General features: G+C 55.8%; 23 protein-coding genes. 13 read left to right on the top strand and 10 right to left on the bottom strand.

Annotated elements, in window-relative coordinates; translation table 11 throughout:
- Positions 1–4: 4 nt before the first annotated feature.
- From asnB to SYNCC9902_RS11450, 3 genes are all read left to right on the top strand, one after another.
- Entirely contained in the window at positions 5–2,029 is a 2,025-nt protein-coding gene (asnB, locus tag SYNCC9902_RS11460; protein WP_011360994.1) for an asparagine synthase (glutamine-hydrolyzing), read from the top strand.
- A 130-nt stretch (positions 2,030–2,159) separates the two neighbouring features.
- Positions 2,160–3,410: a Zn-dependent hydrolase gene (locus SYNCC9902_RS11455; RefSeq protein WP_232179228.1), complete on the top strand. Its 1,251-nt coding sequence runs from the start codon at positions 2,160–2,162 to the stop codon at positions 3,408–3,410.
- Positions 3,407–4,081, top strand: a complete 675-nt coding sequence (locus SYNCC9902_RS11450; RefSeq protein WP_011360992.1) for a DUF1028 domain-containing protein — start codon at positions 3,407–3,409, stop codon at positions 4,079–4,081. The genes SYNCC9902_RS11455 and SYNCC9902_RS11450 overlap by 4 nt, the downstream gene beginning before the upstream one ends.
- 90 nt (positions 4,082–4,171) lie before the next feature.
- On the opposite strand, the gene ureC is transcribed toward SYNCC9902_RS11450, so the two are convergent.
- Genes ureC through SYNCC9902_RS11430 form a run of 4 tightly spaced genes read right to left on the bottom strand, consistent with a single transcriptional unit; the run spans position 4,172 to position 7,471 of the window.
- Complete coding sequence (gene ureC / locus SYNCC9902_RS11445; protein ID WP_011360991.1) at positions 4,172–5,881, bottom strand: urease subunit alpha; 1,710 nt, start codon at positions 5,879–5,881, stop codon at positions 4,172–4,174.
- Between the two features lie 3 nt (positions 5,882–5,884).
- The gene (locus SYNCC9902_RS11440) at positions 5,885–6,205 is read right to left on the bottom strand and encodes an urease subunit beta (RefSeq protein WP_011360990.1); all 321 of its coding nucleotides are present in this window, start codon (positions 6,203–6,205) and stop codon (positions 5,885–5,887) included.
- Positions 6,206–6,214: 9 nt separating this feature from the next.
- On the bottom strand, positions 6,215–6,517 hold the full coding sequence (locus tag SYNCC9902_RS11435) for an urease subunit gamma (protein ID WP_009788618.1): 303 nt from the start codon (positions 6,515–6,517) through the stop codon (positions 6,215–6,217).
- Between the two features lie 18 nt (positions 6,518–6,535).
- Positions 6,536–7,471: an urease accessory protein UreD gene (locus SYNCC9902_RS11430; RefSeq protein ID WP_041425232.1), complete on the bottom strand. Its 936-nt coding sequence runs from the start codon at positions 7,469–7,471 to the stop codon at positions 6,536–6,538.
- A 99-nt stretch (positions 7,472–7,570) separates the two neighbouring features.
- On the opposite strand from SYNCC9902_RS11430, the gene ureE reads away from it, so the two are divergent.
- The 8 genes from ureE (at position 7,571) to urtE (ending at position 14,576) form a co-directional block, all read left to right on the top strand.
- The gene (gene ureE / locus SYNCC9902_RS11425) at positions 7,571–8,053 is read left to right on the top strand and encodes an urease accessory protein UreE (RefSeq protein ID WP_011360988.1); all 483 of its coding nucleotides are present in this window, start codon (positions 7,571–7,573) and stop codon (positions 8,051–8,053) included.
- A complete protein-coding gene (locus tag SYNCC9902_RS11420) occupies positions 8,050–8,721 on the top strand; it encodes an urease accessory protein UreF (protein WP_011360987.1) in 672 nt (223 codons plus the stop codon). Before ureE ends, SYNCC9902_RS11420 begins: the two co-directional genes overlap by 4 nt.
- Positions 8,721–9,326 (top strand): urease accessory protein UreG, encoded by a 606-nt coding sequence (ureG, locus tag SYNCC9902_RS11415; RefSeq protein ID WP_011360986.1) that lies wholly within the window; start codon positions 8,721–8,723, stop codon positions 9,324–9,326. The genes SYNCC9902_RS11420 and ureG overlap by 1 nt, the downstream gene beginning before the upstream one ends.
- Positions 9,327–9,437: 111 nt before the next feature.
- Positions 9,438–10,733, top strand: coding sequence for an urea ABC transporter substrate-binding protein (gene urtA / locus SYNCC9902_RS11410; protein WP_011360985.1), 1,296 nt, complete (start codon positions 9,438–9,440; stop codon positions 10,731–10,733).
- 97 nt (positions 10,734–10,830) lie between these two features.
- Positions 10,831–11,985, top strand: a complete 1,155-nt coding sequence (urtB, locus tag SYNCC9902_RS11405) for an urea ABC transporter permease subunit UrtB (RefSeq protein WP_011360984.1) — start codon at positions 10,831–10,833, stop codon at positions 11,983–11,985.
- 4 nt (positions 11,986–11,989) lie between these two features.
- Entirely contained in the window at positions 11,990–13,117 is a 1,128-nt protein-coding gene (gene urtC / locus SYNCC9902_RS11400; RefSeq protein ID WP_011360983.1) for an urea ABC transporter permease subunit UrtC, read from the top strand.
- Positions 13,114–13,869, top strand: a complete 756-nt coding sequence (gene urtD, locus SYNCC9902_RS11395; protein WP_011360982.1) for an urea ABC transporter ATP-binding protein UrtD — start codon at positions 13,114–13,116, stop codon at positions 13,867–13,869. Before urtC ends, urtD begins: the two co-directional genes overlap by 4 nt.
- Positions 13,866–14,576, top strand: a complete 711-nt coding sequence (urtE, locus tag SYNCC9902_RS11390; RefSeq protein WP_011360981.1) for an urea ABC transporter ATP-binding subunit UrtE — start codon at positions 13,866–13,868, stop codon at positions 14,574–14,576. The genes urtD and urtE overlap by 4 nt, the downstream gene beginning before the upstream one ends.
- Here urtE and SYNCC9902_RS12215 read toward each other — a convergent pair.
- Together SYNCC9902_RS12215 and SYNCC9902_RS11385 are read right to left on the bottom strand one after the other, a co-directional pair.
- Positions 14,526–14,795 carry a DUF1830 domain-containing protein gene (locus SYNCC9902_RS12215; protein ID WP_011360980.1) on the bottom strand — a complete coding sequence of 90 codons (270 nt, stop codon included), beginning with the start codon at positions 14,793–14,795 and terminating at the stop codon, positions 14,526–14,528. The two genes, urtE and SYNCC9902_RS12215, sit on opposite strands and share 51 nt — an antisense overlap.
- 293 nt (positions 14,796–15,088) lie before the next feature.
- Positions 15,089–16,366, bottom strand: coding sequence for a glycosyl transferase (locus SYNCC9902_RS11385; protein WP_011360979.1), 1,278 nt, complete (start codon positions 16,364–16,366; stop codon positions 15,089–15,091).
- A 69-nt stretch (positions 16,367–16,435) separates the two neighbouring features.
- Between SYNCC9902_RS11385 and SYNCC9902_RS11380 the strand changes: the two genes are divergently transcribed.
- Together SYNCC9902_RS11380 and SYNCC9902_RS11375 are read left to right on the top strand one after the other, a co-directional pair.
- Positions 16,436–18,163 (top strand): alpha-amylase family glycosyl hydrolase, encoded by a 1,728-nt coding sequence (locus SYNCC9902_RS11380; protein ID WP_011360978.1) that lies wholly within the window; start codon positions 16,436–16,438, stop codon positions 18,161–18,163.
- A complete protein-coding gene (locus tag SYNCC9902_RS11375) occupies positions 18,160–18,951 on the top strand; it encodes an HAD-IIB family hydrolase (protein WP_011360977.1) in 792 nt (263 codons plus the stop codon). The genes SYNCC9902_RS11380 and SYNCC9902_RS11375 overlap by 4 nt, the downstream gene beginning before the upstream one ends.
- On the opposite strand, the gene SYNCC9902_RS11370 is transcribed toward SYNCC9902_RS11375, so the two are convergent.
- The 4 genes from SYNCC9902_RS11370 to queC are packed head-to-tail and all read right to left on the bottom strand — an operon-like array spanning position 18,948 to position 23,316.
- The gene (locus SYNCC9902_RS11370) at positions 18,948–20,504 is read right to left on the bottom strand and encodes an APC family permease (RefSeq protein ID WP_011360976.1); all 1,557 of its coding nucleotides are present in this window, start codon (positions 20,502–20,504) and stop codon (positions 18,948–18,950) included. The two genes, SYNCC9902_RS11375 and SYNCC9902_RS11370, sit on opposite strands and share 4 nt — an antisense overlap.
- 27 nt (positions 20,505–20,531) lie before the next feature.
- Positions 20,532–21,344 carry an aminotransferase class IV gene (locus SYNCC9902_RS11365; RefSeq protein WP_011360975.1) on the bottom strand — a complete coding sequence of 271 codons (813 nt, stop codon included), beginning with the start codon at positions 21,342–21,344 and terminating at the stop codon, positions 20,532–20,534.
- Complete coding sequence (locus SYNCC9902_RS11360) at positions 21,335–22,639, bottom strand: anthranilate synthase component I family protein (protein WP_011360974.1); 1,305 nt, start codon at positions 22,637–22,639, stop codon at positions 21,335–21,337. Before SYNCC9902_RS11360 ends, SYNCC9902_RS11365 begins: the two co-directional genes overlap by 10 nt.
- Positions 22,636–23,316, bottom strand: coding sequence for a 7-cyano-7-deazaguanine synthase QueC (gene queC, locus SYNCC9902_RS11355; RefSeq protein ID WP_011360973.1), 681 nt, complete (start codon positions 23,314–23,316; stop codon positions 22,636–22,638). The genes SYNCC9902_RS11360 and queC overlap by 4 nt, the downstream gene beginning before the upstream one ends.
- Positions 23,317–23,371: the final 55 nt, after the last annotated feature.

Genomic DNA, 23,371 nt, shown 5'->3' with positions numbered 1-23,371 from the left:
AATCATGTGCGGTATCGGCGGCGTCTTTCGTACGCATTCAGAACATCGTGTCGACCAGCAATTGCTGGTGAACATGGCAGCAATTCAGGCTCATCGTGGTCCGGATGGCTTTGGGATTGAATCGCTTGAGGGTAGTGGTGTTGGTTTTTGCCATGCCCGTCTTTCGATTATTGATCTCGATGGCAATCGGGCGCGTCAACCGTTCCTCAGCGAGGACAACCAGGTGTTGATGGCGCACAACGGTGAGTTTTACGACTTTCAGCGCATCCGTGCTGATCTCACGGCGCAAGGCGTTCGTTTCGCCAGCAAGAGCGATTCTGAAATTCTGTTGAGGCTTTATCAGCGACAGGGCTTGGAGCAAACGCTGCCGCTTTTGCGTGGAGAATTTGCCTTTGCTCTCTATGACCGCAATCAAGATTGTTTGTATTTAGTTCGGGATCGTTTTGGAGTTAAGCCGCAGTATTGGACGATGACGCCGGAAGGCTTGGTTTTCGGCTCTGAGCTCAAAGTGCTGTTTGCCCATCCAGCTGTTGAACGTCGATTTACGTCGGAGGGGTTATTTCATCAACTCATGCAAACGATGGTGCCTGGAAGCACCGCTTTTGAGGGCGTATACCAAGTACAACCAGGCCACATCTTGAAGGTGCAACGTTGTAATGGGCGCTTAGAAGTCTCGGATTCCACCTACTGGGATATCAATTTTCCTCGGATGGATGAGCGGGATTTCACGCGTCATGAAGCTGATCATGTGTCAGCTGTCCGCTCTGCCTTGCTGGAGGCTGTGGAGTTGCGCATGGTCGCTGATGTCCCCGTTGGTTGTTACCTCTCTGGGGGAATTGATAGTTGTTCGATTCTTGGTTTGGCGTCGGCTGTGAGCCAAGGCCCTGTGAAAGCTTTCACGATTGGTTTTGATGATGTTCGTTATGACGAATCTCCGATTGCTCAGCAGATGGCTGAGGCCACCGGGGCTCAACAGGATCTAATGCGGCTCTCAGGAAATGAGTTGTATGGCCATATGGAACAAACGCTTTGGCATACCGAACGCACTATTTACAACACATTGGCTGTAGCGAAATTTTTGATGAGTCGTCATGTCAATAGCGTGGATTACAAGGTGGTGATGACTGGGGAAGGCTCCGATGAGTTGTTTGGTGGATACCCCGCCTTCCGGCGCGACATGTTTTTGCACGGTTTGGATGATCTTCCGAAGGAAGAGCGGGAAGCCTGTGAGTGCTTGCTACAGGACTCCAATTCATTAGTCCAAGGAGCGATGTTGTCTGCTGCTCAGGTTGATGACCCTGATCTTGAGGCTGTCGTGGGTTTTACGCCTAGCTGTTTGCAACCTTGGTTGGCCTGTGTACCTCTTGTGCCCGATTTGTTGGCGGAGCATCATCGTATTGCCGTTGAGGGGTATTCCCCAGGGAAGGCGATTGCGGCTCAGTTGGATGGCGATCAACTGGATGGCCGTCATGCCCTCGATAAAGCTCAATATGTATGGATTAAGACGATGCTGGAAGGTCAAATTTTGACCTGGGGTGGTGATCGGGTGGATATGGCCAATTCGATGGAAGCGCGACCGGCTTTCCTTGATCACCATCTCGCGGCGGTGGCTGTGCAAGTACCTCCTGAGCTTCGGATTAAGGGGAAAACAGAGAAATACGTCCTGAGGGAAGCGATGGCGGGTCTCCTGCCTGATGTTCTCTACAAACGCGAGAAATTTGCATTTATGGCACCTCCGGCCCATACAGAGCCTGAAAAATGGGCACAAATGCAGAACTTGGCGGCTGATTACCTCAGTGACGAAGCCATTGATGCGGCGGGTTTGCTCAGCAAGAGCGGTGTGAAAGCCTTGTTTGATCGTCACGACAGCCCAGAGACAACCGAGGCTGATCGGGTGCAGATGGATGCAGTGATTAACCATCTGCTTGGTGTGCAGATGCTGCACCGAATGTTCGTAGCAACCGATGTTCCACAGCAAGCGCGGCAAGAAGCAGAGCGCTTGGGTTGGCGCATTCCAGTAGAGGTTTAAATCCTCTCTTGAGTGTGAAATCGTTTCGGTGACTACAAGTTGTTTTTGATGTTTGAGTGAAAATTAGGCATCTTTTGAACTGAAGGACACGACATTGACCTCGCTGCTTTCAAGGCGTCCGCATGCTGTCGTGGGGGATTTCGTTGATACAAAGCCAGGTCTTCGTCCTGATCGTGAGCGTCTGATTTCCACGCTTGATTCGCTGGCCTCCATTGGGTTGTGCCCCGATGGAAGTGTTTGTCGCCGTGGATTCAGCCTCGAGGATCGTCAGGGGCGGGATCAATTATCGGCTTGGATGCAAGACGCGGGGATGCAGGTCCGCATCGACGCTGCTGGGAATCTGATCGGCCGTTTGGCTGGGTTGGATTCGTCCCTTCCAGCGTTGGTCACGGGGTCTCATCTCGACACTGTTCCCACCGGCGGTCGTTTTGATGGCGTGCTTGGTGTTCTGGCTGGCCTTGAGGTGGCAAGGACTCTTCAAGCCAGTGGTGAGCAGTTGCGCCATCCTTTTGAGCTTGTTGTGTTCGCGGATGAGGAATCCACGATGGTTGGCTGCAAAGCCATGGTGGGTACTGCTTCTCCGGATCCAGACGCCTATGCCACGAGCAATGGCGAATCGATTGAGCGAAATCTCGAGCGCATTGGGGGGCATTGGCCGTTCCTTGCTTCAGCACGACGTTCCGATGCATCGATTGCCGCCTTTTTGGAATTGCACGTTGAACAGGGCGGCATTCTCGAGACGCGAGGCGATTCCATTGGTGTTGTCGAAGGAATCGTTGGTCAACGTCGTTTCAGCATCGTGATTGACGGTCAAGCCAACCATGCCGGTACGACCCCGATGGAGCATCGACAGGATGCCCTCGTCACGGCTTCGGAGGTTGTGCTTGCGGTAGAAGCGATGGCGCTTCACCACGTGAATGAACCGGTCGCAACGGTGGGTCGTCTTGAGGTGTGGCCGAATGCCGCCAATGTGGTGCCCGGCTCAGTGAAGCTGACGGTTGATTTGCGCGATCTCAGCCCGGCAGTTCTTCAACAATTGGTCGAATCGTTGATGTTGGCCCTTGAGTCCATTGGTCTCAAACGTGGTTGCTGTATTCGTCTTGACCCCCAGTTTGATGTTGCGCCAACGCCCGCAGATTCCAAGGTGATGGATGCAATTACGTCAGCGGCATCTGCCCTGGGTTTCTCCCATAGTCGTTTGCCCAGTCGAGCCAGTCACGATGCGCAAGAAATGGGTCGTCGTTGGCCGATGGGAATGATTTTTGTTCCTAGCCAAGGTGGGTTAAGCCATTCATCTGCCGAGTTCACCAGCGACGATGAATGTTGGGCTGGAACAGCAGTTTTATTGGGGGCGTTGCAGCGTCTCGATCAGCAACTGTGACGTTCTCAATCGTTGCTCGTGATCCTCAAAATGGTCGTTTTGGTGTGGCCGTTGCCACGTGTCATTTGGCCGTCGGTTCAACTGTTCCTCACATTCGTTCGGGTGTTGGAGCAGTGGCGACGCAAGCACATACCAATCCTTATTTAGGGATCTGTGGCTTAGAGCGACTGGAACAGAATGGTGATGCTCAGGATGTATTAGAAACCCTGCTAACTGATGATGTTCTTCGTGATCGGCGTCAGTTTCATTTGATCGACTTGCATGGTCGTACCGCAAGTTGGACGGGTCCAGAATGTGGAGATTGGGCGGGTCATCGCTCCCAGTCGCATCTTTCAGTAGCCGGTAATTTTCTCGTCGGAGAGGAGGTGTTAGAGGCCATGGAACAGGCCTTTTTAATGAGTGATCCCTCCTGGAAATTAGGTCGTCGCTTGATGTTTGCCCTAAGGGCTGGTGAGGCAGCTGGTGGTGATCGTCGCGCTAGGGCGGCAACATCGGCGGCCTTACAAATTAGTGGCGATGTTGCCTTTCCTCTGCTCGATTTGCGCGTTGATTTTCGCGATGATGCTGTACAAGAACTCACCGAGATCTATGAGCGCAGTCAAGATCTTTGGATTCAACAATGGCGCGATGAAATGGCTGAGATCCCGATGCTGAATCGTTTGGTTGCTTAGTTTCTTCTATCGTTAAAATGATGGATTGAACTACTTCACAGGGATCAATAGTTCTTCAATATCTGCTGTTACTGCTTAACGGTTTTGTGCTCACAGCAGCAAATAACGCTGCGCAAGCGGGAGTACCTCAGCGGGTTCACAGGTGAGCAGTTCACCATCGGCGAACACCTCATAGGTTTGCGGATCAACGCTCACGTTGGGTAGCGCGGAATTCAGTTTGAGTGCACTTTTCCCCACGCTGCGGGTGTCGCTCACCGCACGACATGTGCGTTCGAGGCCGAGATGTTTTGGGATGTCGGCATCCATGGCCGCTGCACTTAAAAAAGTGAGGCAGCTGGGCGCCAAGGCTTTGCCGAAGGCTCCGAACATGGGGCGGCCGTGCACCGGGCCTGGTGTGGGGATCGATGCATTGGCATCTCCCATCTGAGCCCAGACAATCGAACCTCCCTTAATCACGAGTTCGGGTCGGATGCCAAAGAAGCCAGGCTTCCACAACACGAGGTCGGCAAGCTTGCCGGTTTCGATTGATCCCACGTCGCGACTGATGCCGTGGGCTAGAGCCGGGTTGATCGTCACCTTGGCGATGTAGCGCTTGATTCGGTGGTTGTCGTTGCGGCTGGAGTCTTCCGGTAGTGCTCCACGCTGCACTTTCATCTTGTGCGCGGTTTGAAAGGTGCGTGTGATCACTTCACCGACACGGCCCATCGCTTGGGAGTCGCTGGCGATGATCGAAAAGGCGCCCAGGTCGTGAAGGATGTCTTCCGCAGCGATGGTTTCGCGGCGGATTCGTGACTCTGCAAAGGCCACATCCTCTGGAATTTTGGGGTCGAGGTGATGGCAAACCATCAACATGTCGAGGTGTTCCTCGAGGGTGTTGCGGGTGTAAGGGCGCGTGGGGTTTGTGCTGCTGGGAAGCACGTTGGCCTCGCCGCAGATTTTGATGATGTCTGGAGCGTGCCCCCCGCCCGCACCCTCGGTATGGAACGTGTGGATGGTGCGCCCCTTGATCGCCGCGATGGTGTCTTCGACAAACCCCGCTTCATTCAGGGTGTCGGTATGGATGCAGACCTGCACATCCATTTGATCCGCCACCGACAAACAAGCGTCAATGGCAGCGGGTGTTGTTCCCCAGTCTTCGTGGAGTTTGAGGCCGCAAGCCCCAGCCCTCACTTGTTCTTCCAGGGCCTCGGGGGTGCTGGCATTGCCCTTGCCGAAGAAACCCAGATTCACCGGCAAACCTTCAGCGGCTTGAAGCATGCGGCCGATGTGGAATGCACCTGGGGTGCAGGTGGTGGCGTTGGTTCCAGTGGCGGGTCCGGTGCCACCGCCGAGCATCGTTGTGACCCCACTCGCTAAGGCTGTTTCGATCTGCTGTGGGCAGATGAAATGGATGTGGCTGTCGATGCCACCCGCCGTGAGGATCTGCCCTTCCCCAGCAATGGCCTCCGTTCCTGGTCCCACCACGATCGTCACCCCCTCTTGGGTGTCGGGGTTGCCAGCTTTTCCGATGGCAACGATGCGGCCGTCCCTAAGGCCCACATCGGCTTTCACGATGCCCCACCAATCCAGGATTAAAGCGTTGGTGATGACTGTGTCGACGGCACCTTCAGAGCGTGGAGTTTGGGCTTGGCCCATGCCATCGCGGATTACTTTGCCGCCGCCGAATTTCACTTCATCGCCGTAAACGGTGTAATCCTTTTCGACTTCGAGAATTAACTCGGTGTCGGCCAAGCGGATGCGGTCACCGGTGGTGGGTCCGTAGGTTTCGGCGTAGGCCTGGCGGGAGATGCGGTAGGGCATAAATCAGGCGTCGATGGGACCGTTAATGCGGCCGTTGAAGCCGATCACCCTGCGGTGACCAGCGAAGGGAATGAGGTTCACGTCGCGATGGTCGCCGGGCTCAAAGCGGATTGCGGTACCCGCTGGGATGTCGAGCCGCTGTCCGCGGGCTGCATCGCGATCAAATTGCAGGGCTGCATTCGCTTCAGCGAAGTGAAAGTGTGAACCCACCTGAACGGGGCGGTCTCCACCGTTGGCAACACTGATGGTGGTGACGGGCCGGCCAGCGTTAAGTTCAAGTTCGCCGGGTTCCGGGATGAGTTCGCCGGGAATAAGGGGAGCCATGGTGAAGTCTCAGCGGATCGGGTCGTGAAGGGTGACGAGCTTGGTGCCGTCAGGAAAAACCGCTTCGATCTGCACCTCCTCCACCAATTCCGGTACCCCTTCCATCACTTGATCACGGCGAAGCCATGTGGTTCCTGCCTGCATGAGTTCAGCGACGGTTTGTCCATCGCGAGCGCCCTCGAGGACGAGAAAACTGAGCCACGCCATCGCTTCGGGATGGTTCAGCTTGACCCCACGGTTGAGTCGTCGTTCCGCCAGTAATGCGGCGGTCACGATGAGGAGTTTGTCTTTTTCTTGGGGACTGAGATGCATGGGGGACGGCAGTCAGTTTCAGTGTGTCGCCGCATTCGACGACGCAATGTTCTCTATGAACACTTGTTGTCGTAAGGGCTGTTCCTGTAGGGGCCATACCCGGGGAATACGAGGCTCACTGAGCTGACGCTGGGCCCTTGTGCGGGCCCAGATTCGGCTGAACCAGAAGCGGGCATCTCGGCTCGATGGGCCGACATAACGGGCAATCAATCCCTGCTCTAATCTGCTGCATTGCATCTGCCCTTCCAATCCGGCGCGGTCGTTCCGGGCGTTGGTGAGCAACGACTTGAGCGTTGGATTGGTGAGAGGAGCGGGGGCTGCCCAAATCAATGTTCCAAACACTGCATCTCCATTCAGACCATGGCGGTGATGCAGTGCATCGCCGCTGAGTTCCAAGCGATCCACCTGCTCCCAGCGTGTCCCGTTCTCACCAATTCGACGCAGGCTCACGGCTGAACGCCAACAACCTTGTCCGAGGTCTTCCCCAGCCGCGGTACGACCTAGTCGCACGATTTCAGCACTCAGAAATGACGCATCGTCGGCCAGTTGCACGTCGAGGCTTTGTTCCACGAGTGCATCGGCGTACACCACAAGCTCTTGGGGGAGCCATTCCAGATCGCTGTTGGAGCCCAGTCGGCAGCTCACCGATTGGTTGGCCCAGGTTCCCTTTGGATGCAGGCGACTTCGTCCAATGGAGCCGTACACCTTTTGAGCAGCAACGCTGGTGATGAGGGCTCGGCTGTTCCTTCCCAGCTCCAGGTCCACACTCAGTTGATCTCCACCCACGAGCCCGCCGGCGCTGTGGAGAAGAGGGAGTTCACATCGGCCGTCGTTGCCGCGTTCGGCACGCATCAATTTGAAGGGTGCGGTGCAGCCCCCTTGATGATGGGTGGTGTCGGCGTCGGCGCTGAACTGCAACCGGCAGGTGCCGTGCCAGGGGTTGAGTCGCTGCATCTCCCCACGCTCGACGCAGCCTGCTCGCCACTTTGTAGCCATTCATACCAAATTCAGTGAAGGCTCTTCGGCAGGGTGGTTTGAGCTTGGGGTGCTTCGGTGAGCGATGCGATAACCGTGCTGAACCAGCGTTTGCCAGTCGTCGATCGGCAGCAAGACCATGGCAAGCAGGTGGATTGGTTCCTGCCTTTGACGGCTGAAGAGAGAACGGTGCTGCGTGGTCGCCGCTCTACGGCGTGTGGGCATGACGTGTTGCTGCAATTGCCACGGCATGGGCCCCTCGAGCCTGGGGATCAGCTCTCAGATGCTGAGGTTTCGGTGCGGGTTGAAGTTGTGGCTGCTCTAGAAGATTTGCTCCAAGTCCAAGCGCCCACATCATTGGATTTGCTTGCGGCGGCCTATCACCTTGGTAATCGTCATGTGGCATTGGAGCTTCACGACCAGGAGCTGCTGCTTTTGGATGATTCGGTTTTGGCTTCGATGTTGAAGGGACGTGGTTTGGTGGTGACTCAATGCCGTCGACCGTTCCTTCCTGAGGGTGGCGCCTATGCCAGCCACTCCCATCACCATTCTTCGCCATGACGTCTCTGGCGCTGTTGCAATTGGTGAGTCCAGCACTGCCAGTTGGTGCTTTTAGTTATTCCGAAGGATTAGAGGTTCTCGTCCAAACCAATGGCTTGAACGATGAACAAGCCGTGCAGGATTGGTTGACGGCGGAGCTCATCCGCGGTGCTCTTCGCCTTGAAGTGGCGGCATTGCCCAAGCTCCGCCATCAACTTGAGGTTTGGGTGCATCAGGGTGATGTTCAGGGGCGTTATGGAGTCGAAAACTTGGATGGTTGGCTCCTGGCCACTCGGGAGGCATCAGAGCTCCGGGCTCAACAGCGTCAAATGGGCCAGTCGCTGGTGCAATTGCTCAACGACCTAGGCCATCCTTTGCCGGAGCCGGTGCGCTTGAGCTGGCCAGCGGCCTGGGCTTGGGCGGCTTCGGCGATGAAGATTCCAGTGCTCGACATGCTCGAGGGGTATCTCTACGGCTGGGTTGCCAATCAGCTCAGTGCTGCAGTGCGACTGGTGCCATTGGGCCCAACCCGAGCCCAGGTGCTGCAACAGCGACTCTTACCGTTGGTGCAGAAGCAGGCTCTGCAATTGCGGGATATGGACCCTCAGCAGATGTGGAGCGCTGGGGTTGGGGCTTCGCTCACCCAGCTGGCCCATGCTGAGCTGTATTCGCGTCTGTTTCGAAGCTGATGGCGAGCAAGTTGCGTTTGGGGGTTGCCGGACCGGTTGGTTCCGGCAAAACGGCTTTGGTGGAGGCCCTCTGTCGTGAGCTTTGCGAACGTCTCGAGTTGGCTGTTGTGACCAATGACATCTATACCCAGGAAGATGCCCAGTTCTTGACAAGGGCTGGGGTGCTGCCGCCAGAACGGATTCGCGGCGTGGAAACCGGTGGGTGTCCTCACACCGCGATCCGCGAGGACTGTTCGATCAACCGGGCAGCGGTGGGTGATTTGGAGGCACAGTTTCCAGGCCTTGATTTAGTTCTCGTCGAAAGCGGAGGAGACAACCTTGCGGCCAGTTTTAGTCCCGAGCTAGTCGACCTTTGTATCTATGTGATTGATGTTGCGGCCGGGGACAAGATTCCTCGCAAGGGAGGGCCTGGCATCACCCGTTCGGATCTTTTGGTGATTAACAAAATTGATTTAGCTCCTTTGGTGGGAGCTGATTTATCGGTGATGGAACACGACACCCAGCGCATGCGAGGTGATCGCCCTTGGTGTTTTACCAACCTTAAAAACGGTGTGGGGTTGAACCAAGTCGTGGAATTTGTGTTGCAACAGCTACCAAATGTCTGATGTTTTTTTAGTGACTCACTCGTTTAGTTCGTTTTGATACGAAAGAAGGGTGCTGTTGATCCGTACCTTCCTTCGATCGCCATCAGGCGAGTTTCCCGTGTTTTGGACTGAATGAGCAATTCTCTCTCTAAGCGTCTTTTCGCCGGCATGGCCGCTGCGTCGCTGGGTCTGGCCGTAACTGCCTGCGGTGGTGACGACAAGACAGCTTCGAATGTTGAGTACGACGACACCGTCACCGTCGGCATCCTGCATTCGTTGACCGGAACCATGGCGATTTCCGAGTCCACCTTGGTGGATACGGAAAAAATGGCAATCGACGAAATCAACGCCGCTGGCGGTGTTGAAGTCGATGGCAAAAAATACAAAATTGATTACATCGTCGAAGACGGTGCCTCCGATTGGCCCACCTTCGCTGAGAAATCTAAGAAGCTGATCGATCAGGATTCAGTGCCTGTTGTTTTCGGCGGTTGGACCTCAGCTAGCCGGAAGGCAATGCTTCCGGTTTATGAGTCGAAGGACGCTTTCCTCTACTACCCGATTCAGTACGAGGCTCAGGAGTGTTCCAACAACATCTTCTATACGGGCGCAACTCCAAACCAGCAGTCGGAGCCAGCAACCAAATTCATGTATGAGAAGTCGCCTGCCGCTGGCAAGCCCTTCTTCCTGGTTGGTTCCGACTACGTGTTCCCGCGTACGTCCAACACGATCACCAAATCCCAAGTTGCACAACTTGGCGGCACCGTTGTTGGTGAGGACTACCTGCCCCTCGGCAACACAGAAGTTGCTCCAATCATCGCCAAAATCAAGAAGGCACTTCCTGATGGTGGCGTGATCATCAACACCCTGAACGGCGACCAAAACGTTGCTTTCTTCAAGCAGATTCAGGATGCCGGCATCACACCAGCCAATGGCTACTACGTGATGAATTACTCCATCGCTGAAGAAGAAATCAGCACGATTGGATCTGAGTTCCTTGAAGGCCATTACGGCGCTTGGAACTACATGATGTCGATCGACACGCCCGCATCCAAGAAGTTCGCTGCAGACTTCAAGGCGAAGTATGGCGCTGATCGTCAGGTCGCAGATCCACAGGAATCTGCCTACAACATGGTGTACCTGTGGAAAGCAGCTGTCGAGAAGGCCAACTCCTTCGACGACAACAAGGTTCGTGAAGCTCTCGTGGGCATCACCTTTGATGCACCTCAGGGCCCTGTGGAAGTGATGCCTAACCATCACTTGTCACAAACTGTCCGTATCGGCCAAATCACGGCTGATGGTCAGTTCGACATTCTCGAATCCACCGACGGCCCGATTGCACCGCAGGCCTGGAATCAAATTCACCCCGATTCCAAAGGCTTCGCCTGTGATTGGACTGATGCAAATAAAGGTGGCAAGTACAAGCTCTGATGCCTGATTCTCAGACATTTTGATTTTCTTGTAATTCAAGGGAGGAGTTCGGTAACGGACTCCTCCCTTCTTGTCTTTTTGTTCCTGATTTCAGCTCGTGCAACTGCTGCTAGAAAGCCTATTTAATGGCGTCGCAATCGGCTCTGTGCTGATGATGGCTGCTCTTGGATTAGCCATCGTTTTTGGTTTGATGGGCGTGATTAATCTTGCCCACGGCGAGTTAATTATGCTCGGTGCTTACACCACTTATGTGGTGCAAATGGTGTTTAAGCTTCCTGCTTTTCAGCCGATTTATAGCCTTTATGTATTAGTTGCTATTCCTTTGGCGTTCGTCGTCAGTGGAGTTGTTGGCATCTTGCTTGAACGCACAGTGATTCGACGTCTTTACGGGAGTCCGTTGGAGACGTTGTTAGCCACTTGGGGGGTGAGTTTGATACTGCAGCAGTTTGTGCGCAGTGTTCCCCTTGCGCACGCGGCCGGGCTGATTTTGGCGTTGGTTCTCGGATTTGGTTTGCCATTGGTGTTGCCGCAGCGTCTTTTCGAAGGACCTAAGGCACGGATCAACCGCGCCATCACTTGGGCGGTGTCGGCTTTCGGAGGTGTACTACTGGCGGGCGGGCTTGCATCCCAGATCAGCCGCATTGCCCGCGCCACGTCTCGCAACGTGGACGTGACAGCTCCGAAGTGGATGCGTGGTGGGATCGAGTGGATGGATATCACATTTCCTGTGCCACGCCTCGTGATCATCGTGATGACGATTTTGGCGGTACTCGGAGTGACCTGGTTCCTCAATCGAAGCGTCTGGGGGATGCGCATTCGCGCCGTTACTCAAAACCGTTCGATGAGTGATTGCCTTGGGATTCCAACCGACACTGTTGATGTGCTCACCTTTGGCATTGGTTCAGGCTTGGCGGGTGTCGCGGGTGTCGCGGTGTCACTTTTGGGGTCGGTGGGTCCCAACGTCGGTGGGTCTTACATCGTTGGGTGTTTCATGGTTGTTGTGCTCGGTGGCGTTGGAAATCTGCTCGGCACCGTTCTGGCGTCGTTTGCGATCGGCTTGTTGACAGATCTCATTGGAGCCGGACGGTTGCTCACGATTTGGCCAGAGATGCCGGCTCCTCTCGCTGGGGCGGTCAACTTTTTTGCCACAACGAGCATGGCTCAGGTTTTGGTGTTCGCCTTGATTGTGGTGTTCTTGCAGTTCCGTCCAGCGGGTCTCTTCCCGCAGAAGGGACGCATGGTGGAGGCGTAAAACAATGATGAAAGCGTTTCAACAACGCCGTTGGCTCCTGGTGATTTTTTGGGTGCTGATCATTGCGGCAATCGTTGCAGCTCCATCGGTGTTGCCTGTGTTCCGACTCAATCTTTTGGGCCGTTTCCTGGCGTTGGCCATTGTTGCTTTGGGCATCGATCTGATCTGGGGTTTTACAGGTCTGCTCAGCCTTGGCCAGGGCATTTTCTTCGCACTCGGTGGATATGCCGCTGCGATGTATTTGCAATTGAATAGCTCGGAAGACTTACTCAACGGCATACCTGAATTTTTCACCCTTTATGGGGTGGATCGTCTACCGGCGTTTTGGCAACCGTTTCATTCGCCGTTGTTCACCCTGGTGGCGATTTGGCTGATCCCGGGGGTGTTGGCTGCTCTGCTTGGCAACCTTGTTTTTCGAAATCGCGTTAAGGGTGTTTATTTCTCAATCCTTACGCAAGCTGCCTTGTTGGTGTTTTTTAACTTCTTCAACGGTCAGCAGAAATTGATCAATGGAACCAATGGTCTCAAAACTGATGTAACTCAGTTGTTCGGTCAGATGGTGGGCTCGCCGGAGATGCAGCGGGGCTTTTTCTGGGTCACTGCTGTGATGGTGATTTTCACGTGGCTATTCGTGCGCTGGGTGGTGCGTGGTCGCTTTGGTGATGTGTTGATTGCCATTCGAGACGATGAACCGCGCCTTCGTTTCGCGGGGTACAACCCCACCTTGTTCAAAACATTGGTGTTTGCGATTGCTGGCGGTTTGGCTGGCATCGGTGGCGCGTTGTACACCGTTCAATCCGGAATTGTGTCCCCCCAATTCATGACGGTGCCGTTCTCAATTGAGATGGTGATTTGGGTGGCAGTTGGTGGTCGCGGCACCCTTGTGGGTGCAATCCTCGGAGCCGTGGCGATCAATTACGCCAAGAGCCTGGTGAGCGAAGCCTTGCCCCAGAGCTGGCTGTTTATCCAGGGTGGGTTGTTCATTCTTGTGGTGACAGCCCTGCCGGAGGGTGTGATCGGTTGGTTCCAAGGGGACGGCCCCCGCAACTTGCTGAACCGCTTGGGGATGTCCCGTCGCAGTGGAACCTATCCCCGTCTTGAACTCGATGGACAAGAGGAGATTCAGCCATGACCTCAGGACTTCTTGAACTCTGTGGAATCACCGTCAGCTTTGATGGTTTTCTCGCATTGCGTGATCTCAACCTCAATCTTCAGCCCGGTGAACTCAGAGCTGTGATTGGCCCCAATGGCGCAGGTAAAACCACGTTTTTGGATGTGATTACAGGAAAAGTCGCCCCCAGTGAGGGTGATGTGTTGTTTAAGGGGCGTTCGTTGCTGGGGCGCCCAGAACACCGCATTGCTCGTTTGGGGATTGGTCGCAAGTTTCAGAGTCCACGGGTGTTTGAACAGCTCACGGTTCGGGAAAACCTGGCGCTGGCCGTGAGTCGTCCGAAACAGCCTTGGACGCTTTTGATTGGTGGCCTTCGGGGTGATCAGCGCGACCGTGTTCAACATTTAATGAGCATCGTTAATTTGCAGAAGCGGGCCGACTGGCTTGCTGGGGCTTTGTCCCATGGTCAAAAGCAGTGGTTGGAAATTGCCATGCTTGTGGGACAAGATCCGGACTTGTTGTTGGTTGATGAACCCGTCGCTGGTCTCACCGATGAAGAGACTGATCTCACGGCTGATCTCCTTAAATCATTGGCAGGTGACCACACCGTTCTGGTGATTGAGCACGATATGGAGTTCATTCGTCGCCTCGATAGTCCTGTCACGGTCTTGCACCAAGGCCATGTTCTTTGTGAGGGAACCATGGATCAGGTTCAGGTGGATCCACGGGTGATTGAGGTGTATCTGGGAACTACCGAGGACGACAGCAAATGACGATGCTTCTTGAGATTCGCGGACTCAACACGTACTACGGCGAAAGTCACATCCTTCGGGATGTTGATCTCACCGTGAAGAAAGGTGAGATGGTTTGCCTGATCGGTCGCAATGGTGTGGGCAAGACCACGCTGTTGAAAACAGTGATCGGATTACTCAAGCCACGTGGGGGCGAGCTGGTGCTGAATGGGGAGGGATTGGAGCGTCATCCTCCTCATCGGCGGGCTCGAGCTGGTGTTGGTTATGTCCCACAGGGTCGTGAAATTATTCCGCAACTCACCGTTGAGGAAAACTTGATGCTGGGGATGGAGGCTTTGCCTGGTGGTTTGGCACGTCACTCCAGGATTGATCCTTTTGTGTATGAACTGTTCCCTGTCCTTTCAGACTTCTTGCCGCGCAAAGGGGGAGATCTCAGTGGTGGACAACAGCAGCAGTTAGCGATTGCAAGGGCATTGCTCGGCCAGCCACAGTTGTTGCTTCTGGATGAACCGACAGAAGGTATTCAGCCCAATATTGTTCAAGATATTGAAACAGCTGTGCGGCGAATTATTACTGAGAAGGGCATTGGTGTGCTTCTTGTTGAACAACACCTTCACTTTGTCCGTCAAGCAGATCGCTATTACGCCATGCAGCGTGGAGGGATTGTCGCGAGTGGATCAACCAGCGAGCTCAGTCAGTCGGTTGTTGATCAATTCCTCAGTGTTTGAATTGCGCGCAGACGTTTTGTAGTCACTAACGTCTGCGCGAATGTGCAGCATCTGTCCCGAAATAGACATGCGCCAGATTTCAAGGCGAGCTTCTTTGGGTGCATTAAATAAAAATATCTCGCTTGGCATGATGACCTTCTCGAGGTAAAACTGACTGCTGCCAATGCATTTCACAATCACCATGCGACTGGTGTCGTTTTGGTAAATGCATTCGACCATGACGTCTTCACAAGAGGACAGCCAATATGGGTTCTCTAGAATAAAGCAAGTGTTCGATTGATCACAAAAAAGCTTGAGTTTAGATTTTGTTTAGATAAGCCAAGGCCTCAGTCTTCATTTCGGTATCCATTCATACTGTTGGTGATTTTCTAGGCCCAAGGATTCGAGGTTTGCGTGGTCTTGAATGCCCCCATGCATCGAGATATTGATTGTTGAGATTGCGGTAAAAGTTAAATCTTGATGGTGGAAGTCATCAATTAGAGCTAATGAGCTAGACGCTTCCTGGGTTAAATCTATGCTGCAATCTGTGCTGTATGAATATTTGAATTCCAATTGGGTTTGCGTGGAGGTTTGGCCAGCGTTGTGGTGAAAGAACGCCGGCGATCGGCGCGTCCTGCTTCGGCCAAGTCTCCTTGAAGAGCTGAATTACAGCTTTTGAGTCGTGACCAGCTCGGTAGTTGATGGGCGATGGGCGATTCCATCAGTTTCGCCAGTCCAGGCCTTAGTAAACCAGAAAAGCTTTGAACAGTGAGCTCTTCTTGGTGCCGGTCATAGGGCAATCGGTTCATGGCGGAGTCGAGGCCAAATTGACGCACGCGGTCTTCCCCAACCCTGCGGTACAGCACTTCCAGGGTGGGTAGTTGATCCATCGACATCACGCAGCCTTCATGCTCCATGAGGCCTCTGAGCACGGTGCCGAAAATTTCCCCTGCCATCCTCTGCAGGCCCTCTGATGGTTGATTGCCCAAACCTTTGTGCTTGTGATCAAACAATCCCAGGTCCACTTGGGTGATGCGACTGGAAGCGACATGCCGATAAACCTCGGACAACAAGCCAACCTCCAAGCCCCAATCGGAGGGGATGCGCAGATTCATCGCTAAGTCGCTGGTGAATGCAAACTCACCTGCTAGTGGATAGCGAAAGGACTGGAGATAGCGCAGATAGGGCAATGGTCCGAAGACTTGTTCAAGGCTGGCGAGGAGCGGGCCCACAAAGAGCCGCGTCGCTCGCCCCTGTAACGCTTGGGTTTCTAAGGACAGCCGGCTGTAAAACGCTTTGACGTAGGCGATGCCATGGGATCGGTCGAGAAGTGGCCGAAGCATCCGCTCTGGGTATGCCGCGCCAAAGGTGCGAATGTCTGCATCGAATAGTCCCACCACTTCTGCGTCTTGGCAGGCCACCCCAAGGCCTTGCCAAACGGCCCAACCTTTTCCTGGTGGACCTGTCACGTCTAAATCGAGATTTCCGACCGACTCGAGTAGTTCTCGGACTGCTGGGCCATTGGTCCAGTGCACATGCACAGGAAAGGGCATTCCAGCAAAAAAGGCTTCAGCTGCTGCAACGTCTTCTGCGTTTTCTGCAGCGAGTGCGATCACAAGTGAACTCAAGCCTGTGAGCGGGGCGAGAGTGTCGCGGATGAGGGCAAGCGCAGGCCTGCTGAATTCCTCCATGAGGCATGGGATCAACAGAGTTGTTGGTCTTTGGCCTAGTTCTTGGTTGAAGGCGATGGCGTTGTGATTGCCAAGGCTGTAGTCATGAACTGTGCTGATCAATCCCTGTTGAAAATCCATGTGGTGTTCAATGCGACAACAGAGGCAGAAGACCTGTTCCATACCTGAACGGTGTTCAGGAGAGAAGTGATGCAGCCCTCAAGCGATGAAACGCTGCGGACTCTTCTTAGTGATCTCTACCGGGATGATTCTCCCGGTGATCTCGAGAAGTTGTCGTCGCAATTGCTGCAGATTCTGAGCCAATCGTCAGAGGATCATGACGTTCCAATTGGGTCGCCCCGATGGAAAGGGGACGACGCTGTTTTGATTACTTATGCGAATACTGTTGCGGATGATGCAGCTTTTGGACTGCAAAGTCTTCGTGGATTGGTGAATCGCCATTTGGAGCCATTTGCTCGGGTGATTCATGTTTTGCCATTTCTAAAGTCCACGAGTGATGGTGGTTTTGCTGTTTCGAGTTATCAAAAAATTGAGCAACAGTACGGCGACTGGTCGGATCTCAGTGCATTGGCTGAGGGGCGTCGCTTGATGGCAGATCTTGTTCTCAATCATGTTTCTGCATCTCATCCTTGGGTGCAGCAGTTCCTCCGAAACGAGCAACCTGGCGAATCATGTGTGCTGGAAGCGAGTCCAGATCCTTGTTGGAACGATGTGGTTCGTCCGCGTAGTTCCGCCTTGTTTACGCAGCTCAGTGGTCCCAATGGGCGCCGTCAGGTTTGGACCACGTTTGGTCCTGATCAGGTGGATTTGGATTGGCACCACCCCCAGGTACTGATTGGCTTCATCGAATTACTGAATCGATTGTTGGGCCACGGGGTTCGTTGGATTCGACTCGATGCTGTGGGTTTTGTCTGGAAAGAGCCCAACACAAGCTGTATTCATCTGCCGCAGGCCCATCGCCTCGTTCAGGTGTTGCGTTATCTGTTGGATCGCCATGGTCCTGATGGGGTTGTGGTCACAGAAACAAACGTTCCTGAGCAGGAAAATCTCTCCTATTTGCGCAATGGTCAAGAGGCGCATTTGGCTTACAACTTCCCCCTGCCGCCGCTTTTGTTGGAGGCAGCCATGAGTGGCCGAGCTGATCTTCTCAATGGTTGGTTAACCCGCTGGCCCCAATTGCCGAACCAGACCGGACTGTTGAATTTCACCGCGTGCCATGACGGTGTGGGCTTACGGCCTCTTGAGGGGTTGATGGCTGATCAACGCGTTCTTCAGCTCTTGGTGGGTTGCGAGCGCAGAGGCGGTTTGATCAGCCATCGACGTCTCAACAACGGTGAGGAGGTTCCCTATGAAATCAACATCAGTTGGTGGAGTGCCATGGCCGATGGCGGGATTGATCCCACCTATCTCCAACGGGAGAGGTTTCTGCTCACCCAACTCATGATCATGGCCCTGCCAGGGGTTCCCGCGTTCTATCTGCCGGCGCTTTTGGCGGCTCCCAATGATCTAACTCGCTTTCGTCGGACGGGTCATCGACGGGATCTCAATCGGCCCCAGTTCACGGCCCAGGCCTTGGAGCGACGCCTGGCGGATCCTGATGCGGATGTATCGGCGCTGCTTCCGGTGCTGAAGCGGGCGCTTTCTGAAAGGGCTGTTCATCTGGCTTTGCATCCTGATGCCTCCATGCAGGTGCTGAGCGCTGACCGTCTTGATCGCGTCATCCTGCAGCGTTCCTACGGGGGGGAAACGTTGGTGGCTGTCCATAACATCACGGCATCGCGGCTGAGCTTGCGCCTTGGTCGCTTGGGGGGTGATGTGAACCAGCCATGGGCCGATTGCCTGAGCGGTCATGTGTTCGCACCACATCAGTTGCATTCGCTAGAGCCTTATGCGGTTCATTGGTTGGTTCAGCCATGACCGCGAAGCTTGAGTTGTCGTGGTGGGTGGTGACCGATCTCGACGGCACGTTGCTGGATCACACCTACGACTGGTCTCCCGCAAAGGATCTGATCCGCCAGCTGCAACAGCGCAGGATTCCTGTCATTCCGTGCACCAGTAAAACGGCGGAGGAGGTGCGTGGCTTTCGCGCAGAAGCTGGGCTTCATGATCCGTACATCGTTGAAAACGGTGGAGCCGTGCACGGTGAAACCCCTGAGGGGGATGTCTGGGAGTTGCCGCTGGGCCCTGGTTGGTCGGCGCTGAAACCCCAGTTGCAGCATCTCCAGCGTGAGTTGGGTGAGCCCCTACGTCCGTTGGACGAACTCAGCGAGGAAGAAGGTCAGCAGTTGTTGGGGCTCGGCGGCGAGTCCTTGCGCCAGGCCCAGCGGCGTTGCTGCAGTGTGCCGTTCGTTCCGCCCTCGGCGGAGGGGCGGCGCCGACTTGAAGCCTTAGCGCAGCGGATGGATCTCACGGTGGTGCAGGGCAATCGCATGGGGCATCTGTTGGGCCCAGACATCAGCAAAGGCAAAGCCTTGGCAACCCTGAAGCGACATTTGGGTGCTCAGCAGGTGAAGGTCCTGGCCTTGGGAGATTCCCCCAACGATCTGCCGCTGCTCGAGGTGGCCGATGTCGCTGTTGTTGTTCCTGGGGCCGATGGCCCCCACCAGGAGTTGTGTGCCGGCATCGCCGCAGGACGATTTCAGTTGGCCGGCGCCCCCCATGCCACCGGTTGGGATGAGGCTGTGCGCCGGATTCTCAGGATCTAGATCGTGGAGGTGCCTTCCAGCTGGGCGTGGGGAGATGCTTCGGCCAGGGCGGAGAAGACCGCTAAGGGCATAACGCCAAGTGCTATGCCCGCCAGCACCAGCAGTTGCCCCGCCTGCGGTAGTTGCAGCAGGCCTCCGTCGCCAAAGAGCTCGGTGTTCAGCACCAGAAGTCCTAAATACAGCGGCCACCAGAGGGCCGAACGAACGTCCATGTCGATGCCTGTCCAACGGCGATGGATGACGAACAGCAGCGTTGGAATGCCGATGCAGAGCACAGCTCCTTCAAGGGCGCTTCGTCCACACCAGCTGATGGCCCAGGTGGCCATCACAAAGCTCAGGGGGCACAACCATGACGCCATGGGGAGTTGGTAGCCGCGGGGGGCATTCGGGAGCTGTCGCCGCAACGCCATCAAGCTGATCGGGCCAGTGGCCAGAGCGATGATCAACGTTGAGGTGAGAAAGCTCACGATGCTCTGCCATCCAGGGCCTACCGCCAGCATTAGGGCGCTCACCATGGTGCTCAGGATTAGTGCAACGTGGGGAACCCCTTGGCGATTTAGCTGCCCTAGAGCTTTAGGGACGAGGCCGCATTCCCCCATCATCCAGCTGATTCGGGCTGATACACCGATATAGGTGAGGGCTGTCGCTCCCGGAGACACGACAGCATCAATCAGCAGCAGGGTGACCATCCAACTCAGACCGAGCCCCATGGCAAGAGCAACGATGGGGCCTCCATGGGCGCTCAGGCTGAGGCTGTGCCAGCCGTTGGTTAGCTGATCAGGCGGAACGCTGACCAGAAAGCTGAGCTGCAGCAACAGATAAATCGCCAGACAAATGCTCAAGCCGAGCCCCATGGCGAGGGGTACATCGCGACTGGGCCTGCGCGCTTCCCCGGCCAGATCCATGGCGGTGCGAAAGCCCAGCAGGCTGAACAGAACTCCACCACTGCCAACGGCCTGCACAACATCGGCGCCCTGTGTTCCACCTACAGGAATTCGCAGGTTGCCCCAGTGACCGCTAATCAGCATCAGAGTGATCGCGACGCCCACTGGAACAATCAGCTTCCACCAGGTGAGGCTGTCGATCCACCGCGAAAGGCTACGGACGCCGTTGAGATTGATCCAGCAGAGCAGGATCAGCAGCAGCACTGCTACGGCATGGCCAGCAAGGCTGAGTTCTTCGCCACCGTTGTTCTGGACGGTTAGCCAAGGAAGGCTCGATGAGAGGTATTCGAGCAGAGCCAGCAGTTCAACCGCCGGAAGTGCGACGTACGACAGCCAAACGGCCCAGCCTCCGATGAAACCAGATAGGCGGCCGTGGCTCAGCAACGGAATCTGCGCCAGTGCCCCGGAACTGGGGACAACCGATCCCAGCTCTGCAAAAACGAGTGCCAGCAGGAAGGCCATGAATCCGCCGACACTCCACGCCAGCAGGCTTCCTCCCCCCGCGAGTTTGGCGGTGAAGTAAGGCGCGAACAGCCAACCTGAACCGATGGTGCCTGTCACCACCGCCAAGATCAGGTTGGTGAGGCTGAGGTCACGTTGCAGTGCCATGGCGTCCAGCCGTTTGCCTCATCTTGATCAGTGGAGCAGGGATTGCCATACCTCCAATGCACTAGTCATTGAAGCCATGGGTTTGCCGTTGTGGGATGCGATTGGTCGACAGCTGAGGCTGTTGATCAGAACGGCCTGATCATTTGCCTGGAACTCGGCCTCCAGCTCGGTTTCCACGGCAAGGCCCTGGCTCAGAGCGCGGCCCCGCATCACGCCCGGAAGACAGCCGCTGCTGAGTGCTGGCGTGATCCACTGTCCGCGACGTCGGATCAACAGGTTGGCTGCCGTTCCACAGCACAGGGCCCCTGCTGTGTTCAAGAGCAGAGCATCGTCAGCCCCTTGCTTCTGCGCTTCCCTGCGGGCTTGGATGGCTTGTCCGTAGGCGAATGTTTTGCAATGGCTCAGTCGGCTGGAGGCATTGCGGCGCTCATGGCTACTAGTGATGGTGTTGACGGGTGAAAACGTCGGCGTACAGGGCTGAAGTGTGAACCAAAAGCGGTGGTGTCCTGAGGCCGGAAGCCCGATTCCGCGCTGGGGTGAGCTGCCACGGCTCCAGTTGAGGCGAAGGGCACCGTCGCTTTGAGCGAGAGCGCAGCGTTGGATGGCAGCAAGGATGAGCGGCTGCAATGTCGACCTTTGTGGAGGCACGTCCATGCCCAGCAGCGCAGCACTGTCGCTCCATCGCAGCAGGTGCTCCTGCAGAAGTTGTGGCTGGCCGTTGCGGACCAGCACGGTTTCGAAGAGGCCATCCGCCAGTTGCAGGCCTCGATCACTCAGCGGAAGTTGCAGGTCGTCGGGCTCCCCCCAGCATCCGTCGATCCAGGCAATTGTCACTGGCATGCCAGAGCCTCCAGCAGAGGTTGCAATTTCCAATTCAGTTCGTCAGCCTCCCCTTCCGGATCGGAGTCGGCAACGATCCCGCAGCCAGCATGGGCCCTCAGGCTGTGGCCTGATCGGATCAGGGATCGAATCAGGATGTTGCTGTCGAAGCGGCCATCCCAATCGATGTGAATCAATGAGCCGCAGTAAGGGCCGCGGCTTGTGGGTTCCAGTTCATGCAAACGCTGGCAGGCCCTCAGTTTTGGTGCCCCACTAATCGATCCACCAGGCCAGCTCGCTTCCAGCAGATCAACCCAATTCAGTCCATCCCGCAGTTGCCCCTCCACGACAGAGGTGAGGTGATGAACGGAGGCGTAGCTCTCCAATCCCACGAGTTGAGGCACATGAATGCTGCCGGGAGTGCAGACGCGGCCCAGGTCATTACGAAGCAGGTCGACCACCATCACGTTTTCGGCCCGATCTTTGTCGCTGCAGACCAATTCAGCTGCCAGATCGGCATCCAGTTCAGGATCGCTATGCCGGGGCCGGGTGCCTTTGATTGGACGGGTTTGAACGCGGCCTGAGCAATCCACGGAGACAAATCGTTCCGGAGATGAGGAGAGCAAAGCGTCGTGATTTTCGGTGATCACCAGGCCAGCGAAAGGCGCTGGGCAGCGTTGTCGAATCCGGCGAAACAGGTCCAGTGCGCTGGTGTTGGATGGCCAGCTCGTGCTGCAGCAGGCGGTGAGATTGGCTTGGAAGAGATCGCCCACGGCGATCAGATCGCGAATCCGCCGAACGCCATTGGCAAAACCGCTGCGATCAGTGTGGTGTGTCCAAGCATCAAGGGCGATGGGAGGCGCACTTGGATTGATCGTGGTGGGCGCTGTGGCAAGAGCATCCAGCAAGGCCGTCATGGTGCTGGGGTTGGTTCCTTCGATCCAGAGCTGCTGGTTTTGGAGATCGAAACGAAGAATTGGGTCATGCCTTGCGATCCAAAGGCTTGGCATGGCATCAGCACGCCAGACATTGCTGGGTTCAGACCAGGCGGCGGCTTCATAGCTCAGCCATCCGGTCCAATGACCATCGTCGAGTTGTCGTAGCGCTTCGAATGGATTGCTTGCCCCTGGCTCTCCCGGACATCCTCGACAGCACACGGTTTCCACCGGAGCGACTCCAAGGGTGACCCAACGCCCCAGGGCGCTGCCGTCTCCATCCAGCCAGATCAGACCTTCTTCCCCGTAGAGAGCCGCGAGTTGCGTGGCCACCATCACTGGTTCGCGCCAGGGCACGTCTCGGCGCTGCAACTTATTCATCCCTCGGCGTTGCTGCATAGGTCTGGTCGGCCGGCTTCGCGAAGGGCTGAATCCCGAATGCGGCAGCTGTCGCAGACGCCGCAGGGACGGCTGCCGCCGCTGTAGCAACTCCACGTTTCACCGATAGGGACCCCCAGCCGGAGTGCTTCGTCCACGATTTTGGTTTTGCTCCACTGCACCAGTGGTGCCCAGAGCTGAGGTCCATGTCCTTCCCGTCCAGCTTTGCTGGACAGAGTTGCCAACGTTTGAAAAGCGTCGAGGTAATCCGGACGGCAGTCGGGATATCCGGAGTAATCAACCGCATTCACGCCAAGAACCAACCGTTCGGCCCCTCGGGCTTCGGCAAGGCTGAGCCCAATCGCAATGAAGACCGTGTTGCGTCCTGGGACGTAGGTCACAGGGATGACACCCTCCTCCACTCCGCTGGTGGGAACGGTTTGGTTGGGATCCGTGAGGGCCGATCCTCCCCAGGCTCCGAGATTCACATCCACTTGGTGATGTTCCGCCAAGTTGAGATGGGCAGCCACCTTGGCGGCAGCTTTGAGTTCACGCCGATGACGTTGTCCGTAATCGAAGGACAGTCCGATCACACGATCACCGGCCTCCTGCGCTAGCGCGGCAGCCGTAGCGGAATCCAGTCCCCCGGAAAGCAGGGCAATTGCGGTGCGTTGGGCCATGCCCTCATTAAAAAACTTCGTGGAGCGTTGTTGTTTGTTTGCGGCGATGGTTTGG

It is taken from the genome of Synechococcus sp. CC9902 (genome assembly GCF_000012505.1).
In the GTDB taxonomy this organism is placed as follows: Bacteria; Cyanobacteriota; Cyanobacteriia; order PCC-6307; family Cyanobiaceae; genus Parasynechococcus.
The sequence above is the reverse complement of the archived record's forward strand: the minus strand, read 5'-3'. Positions and strand labels throughout refer to the sequence as shown.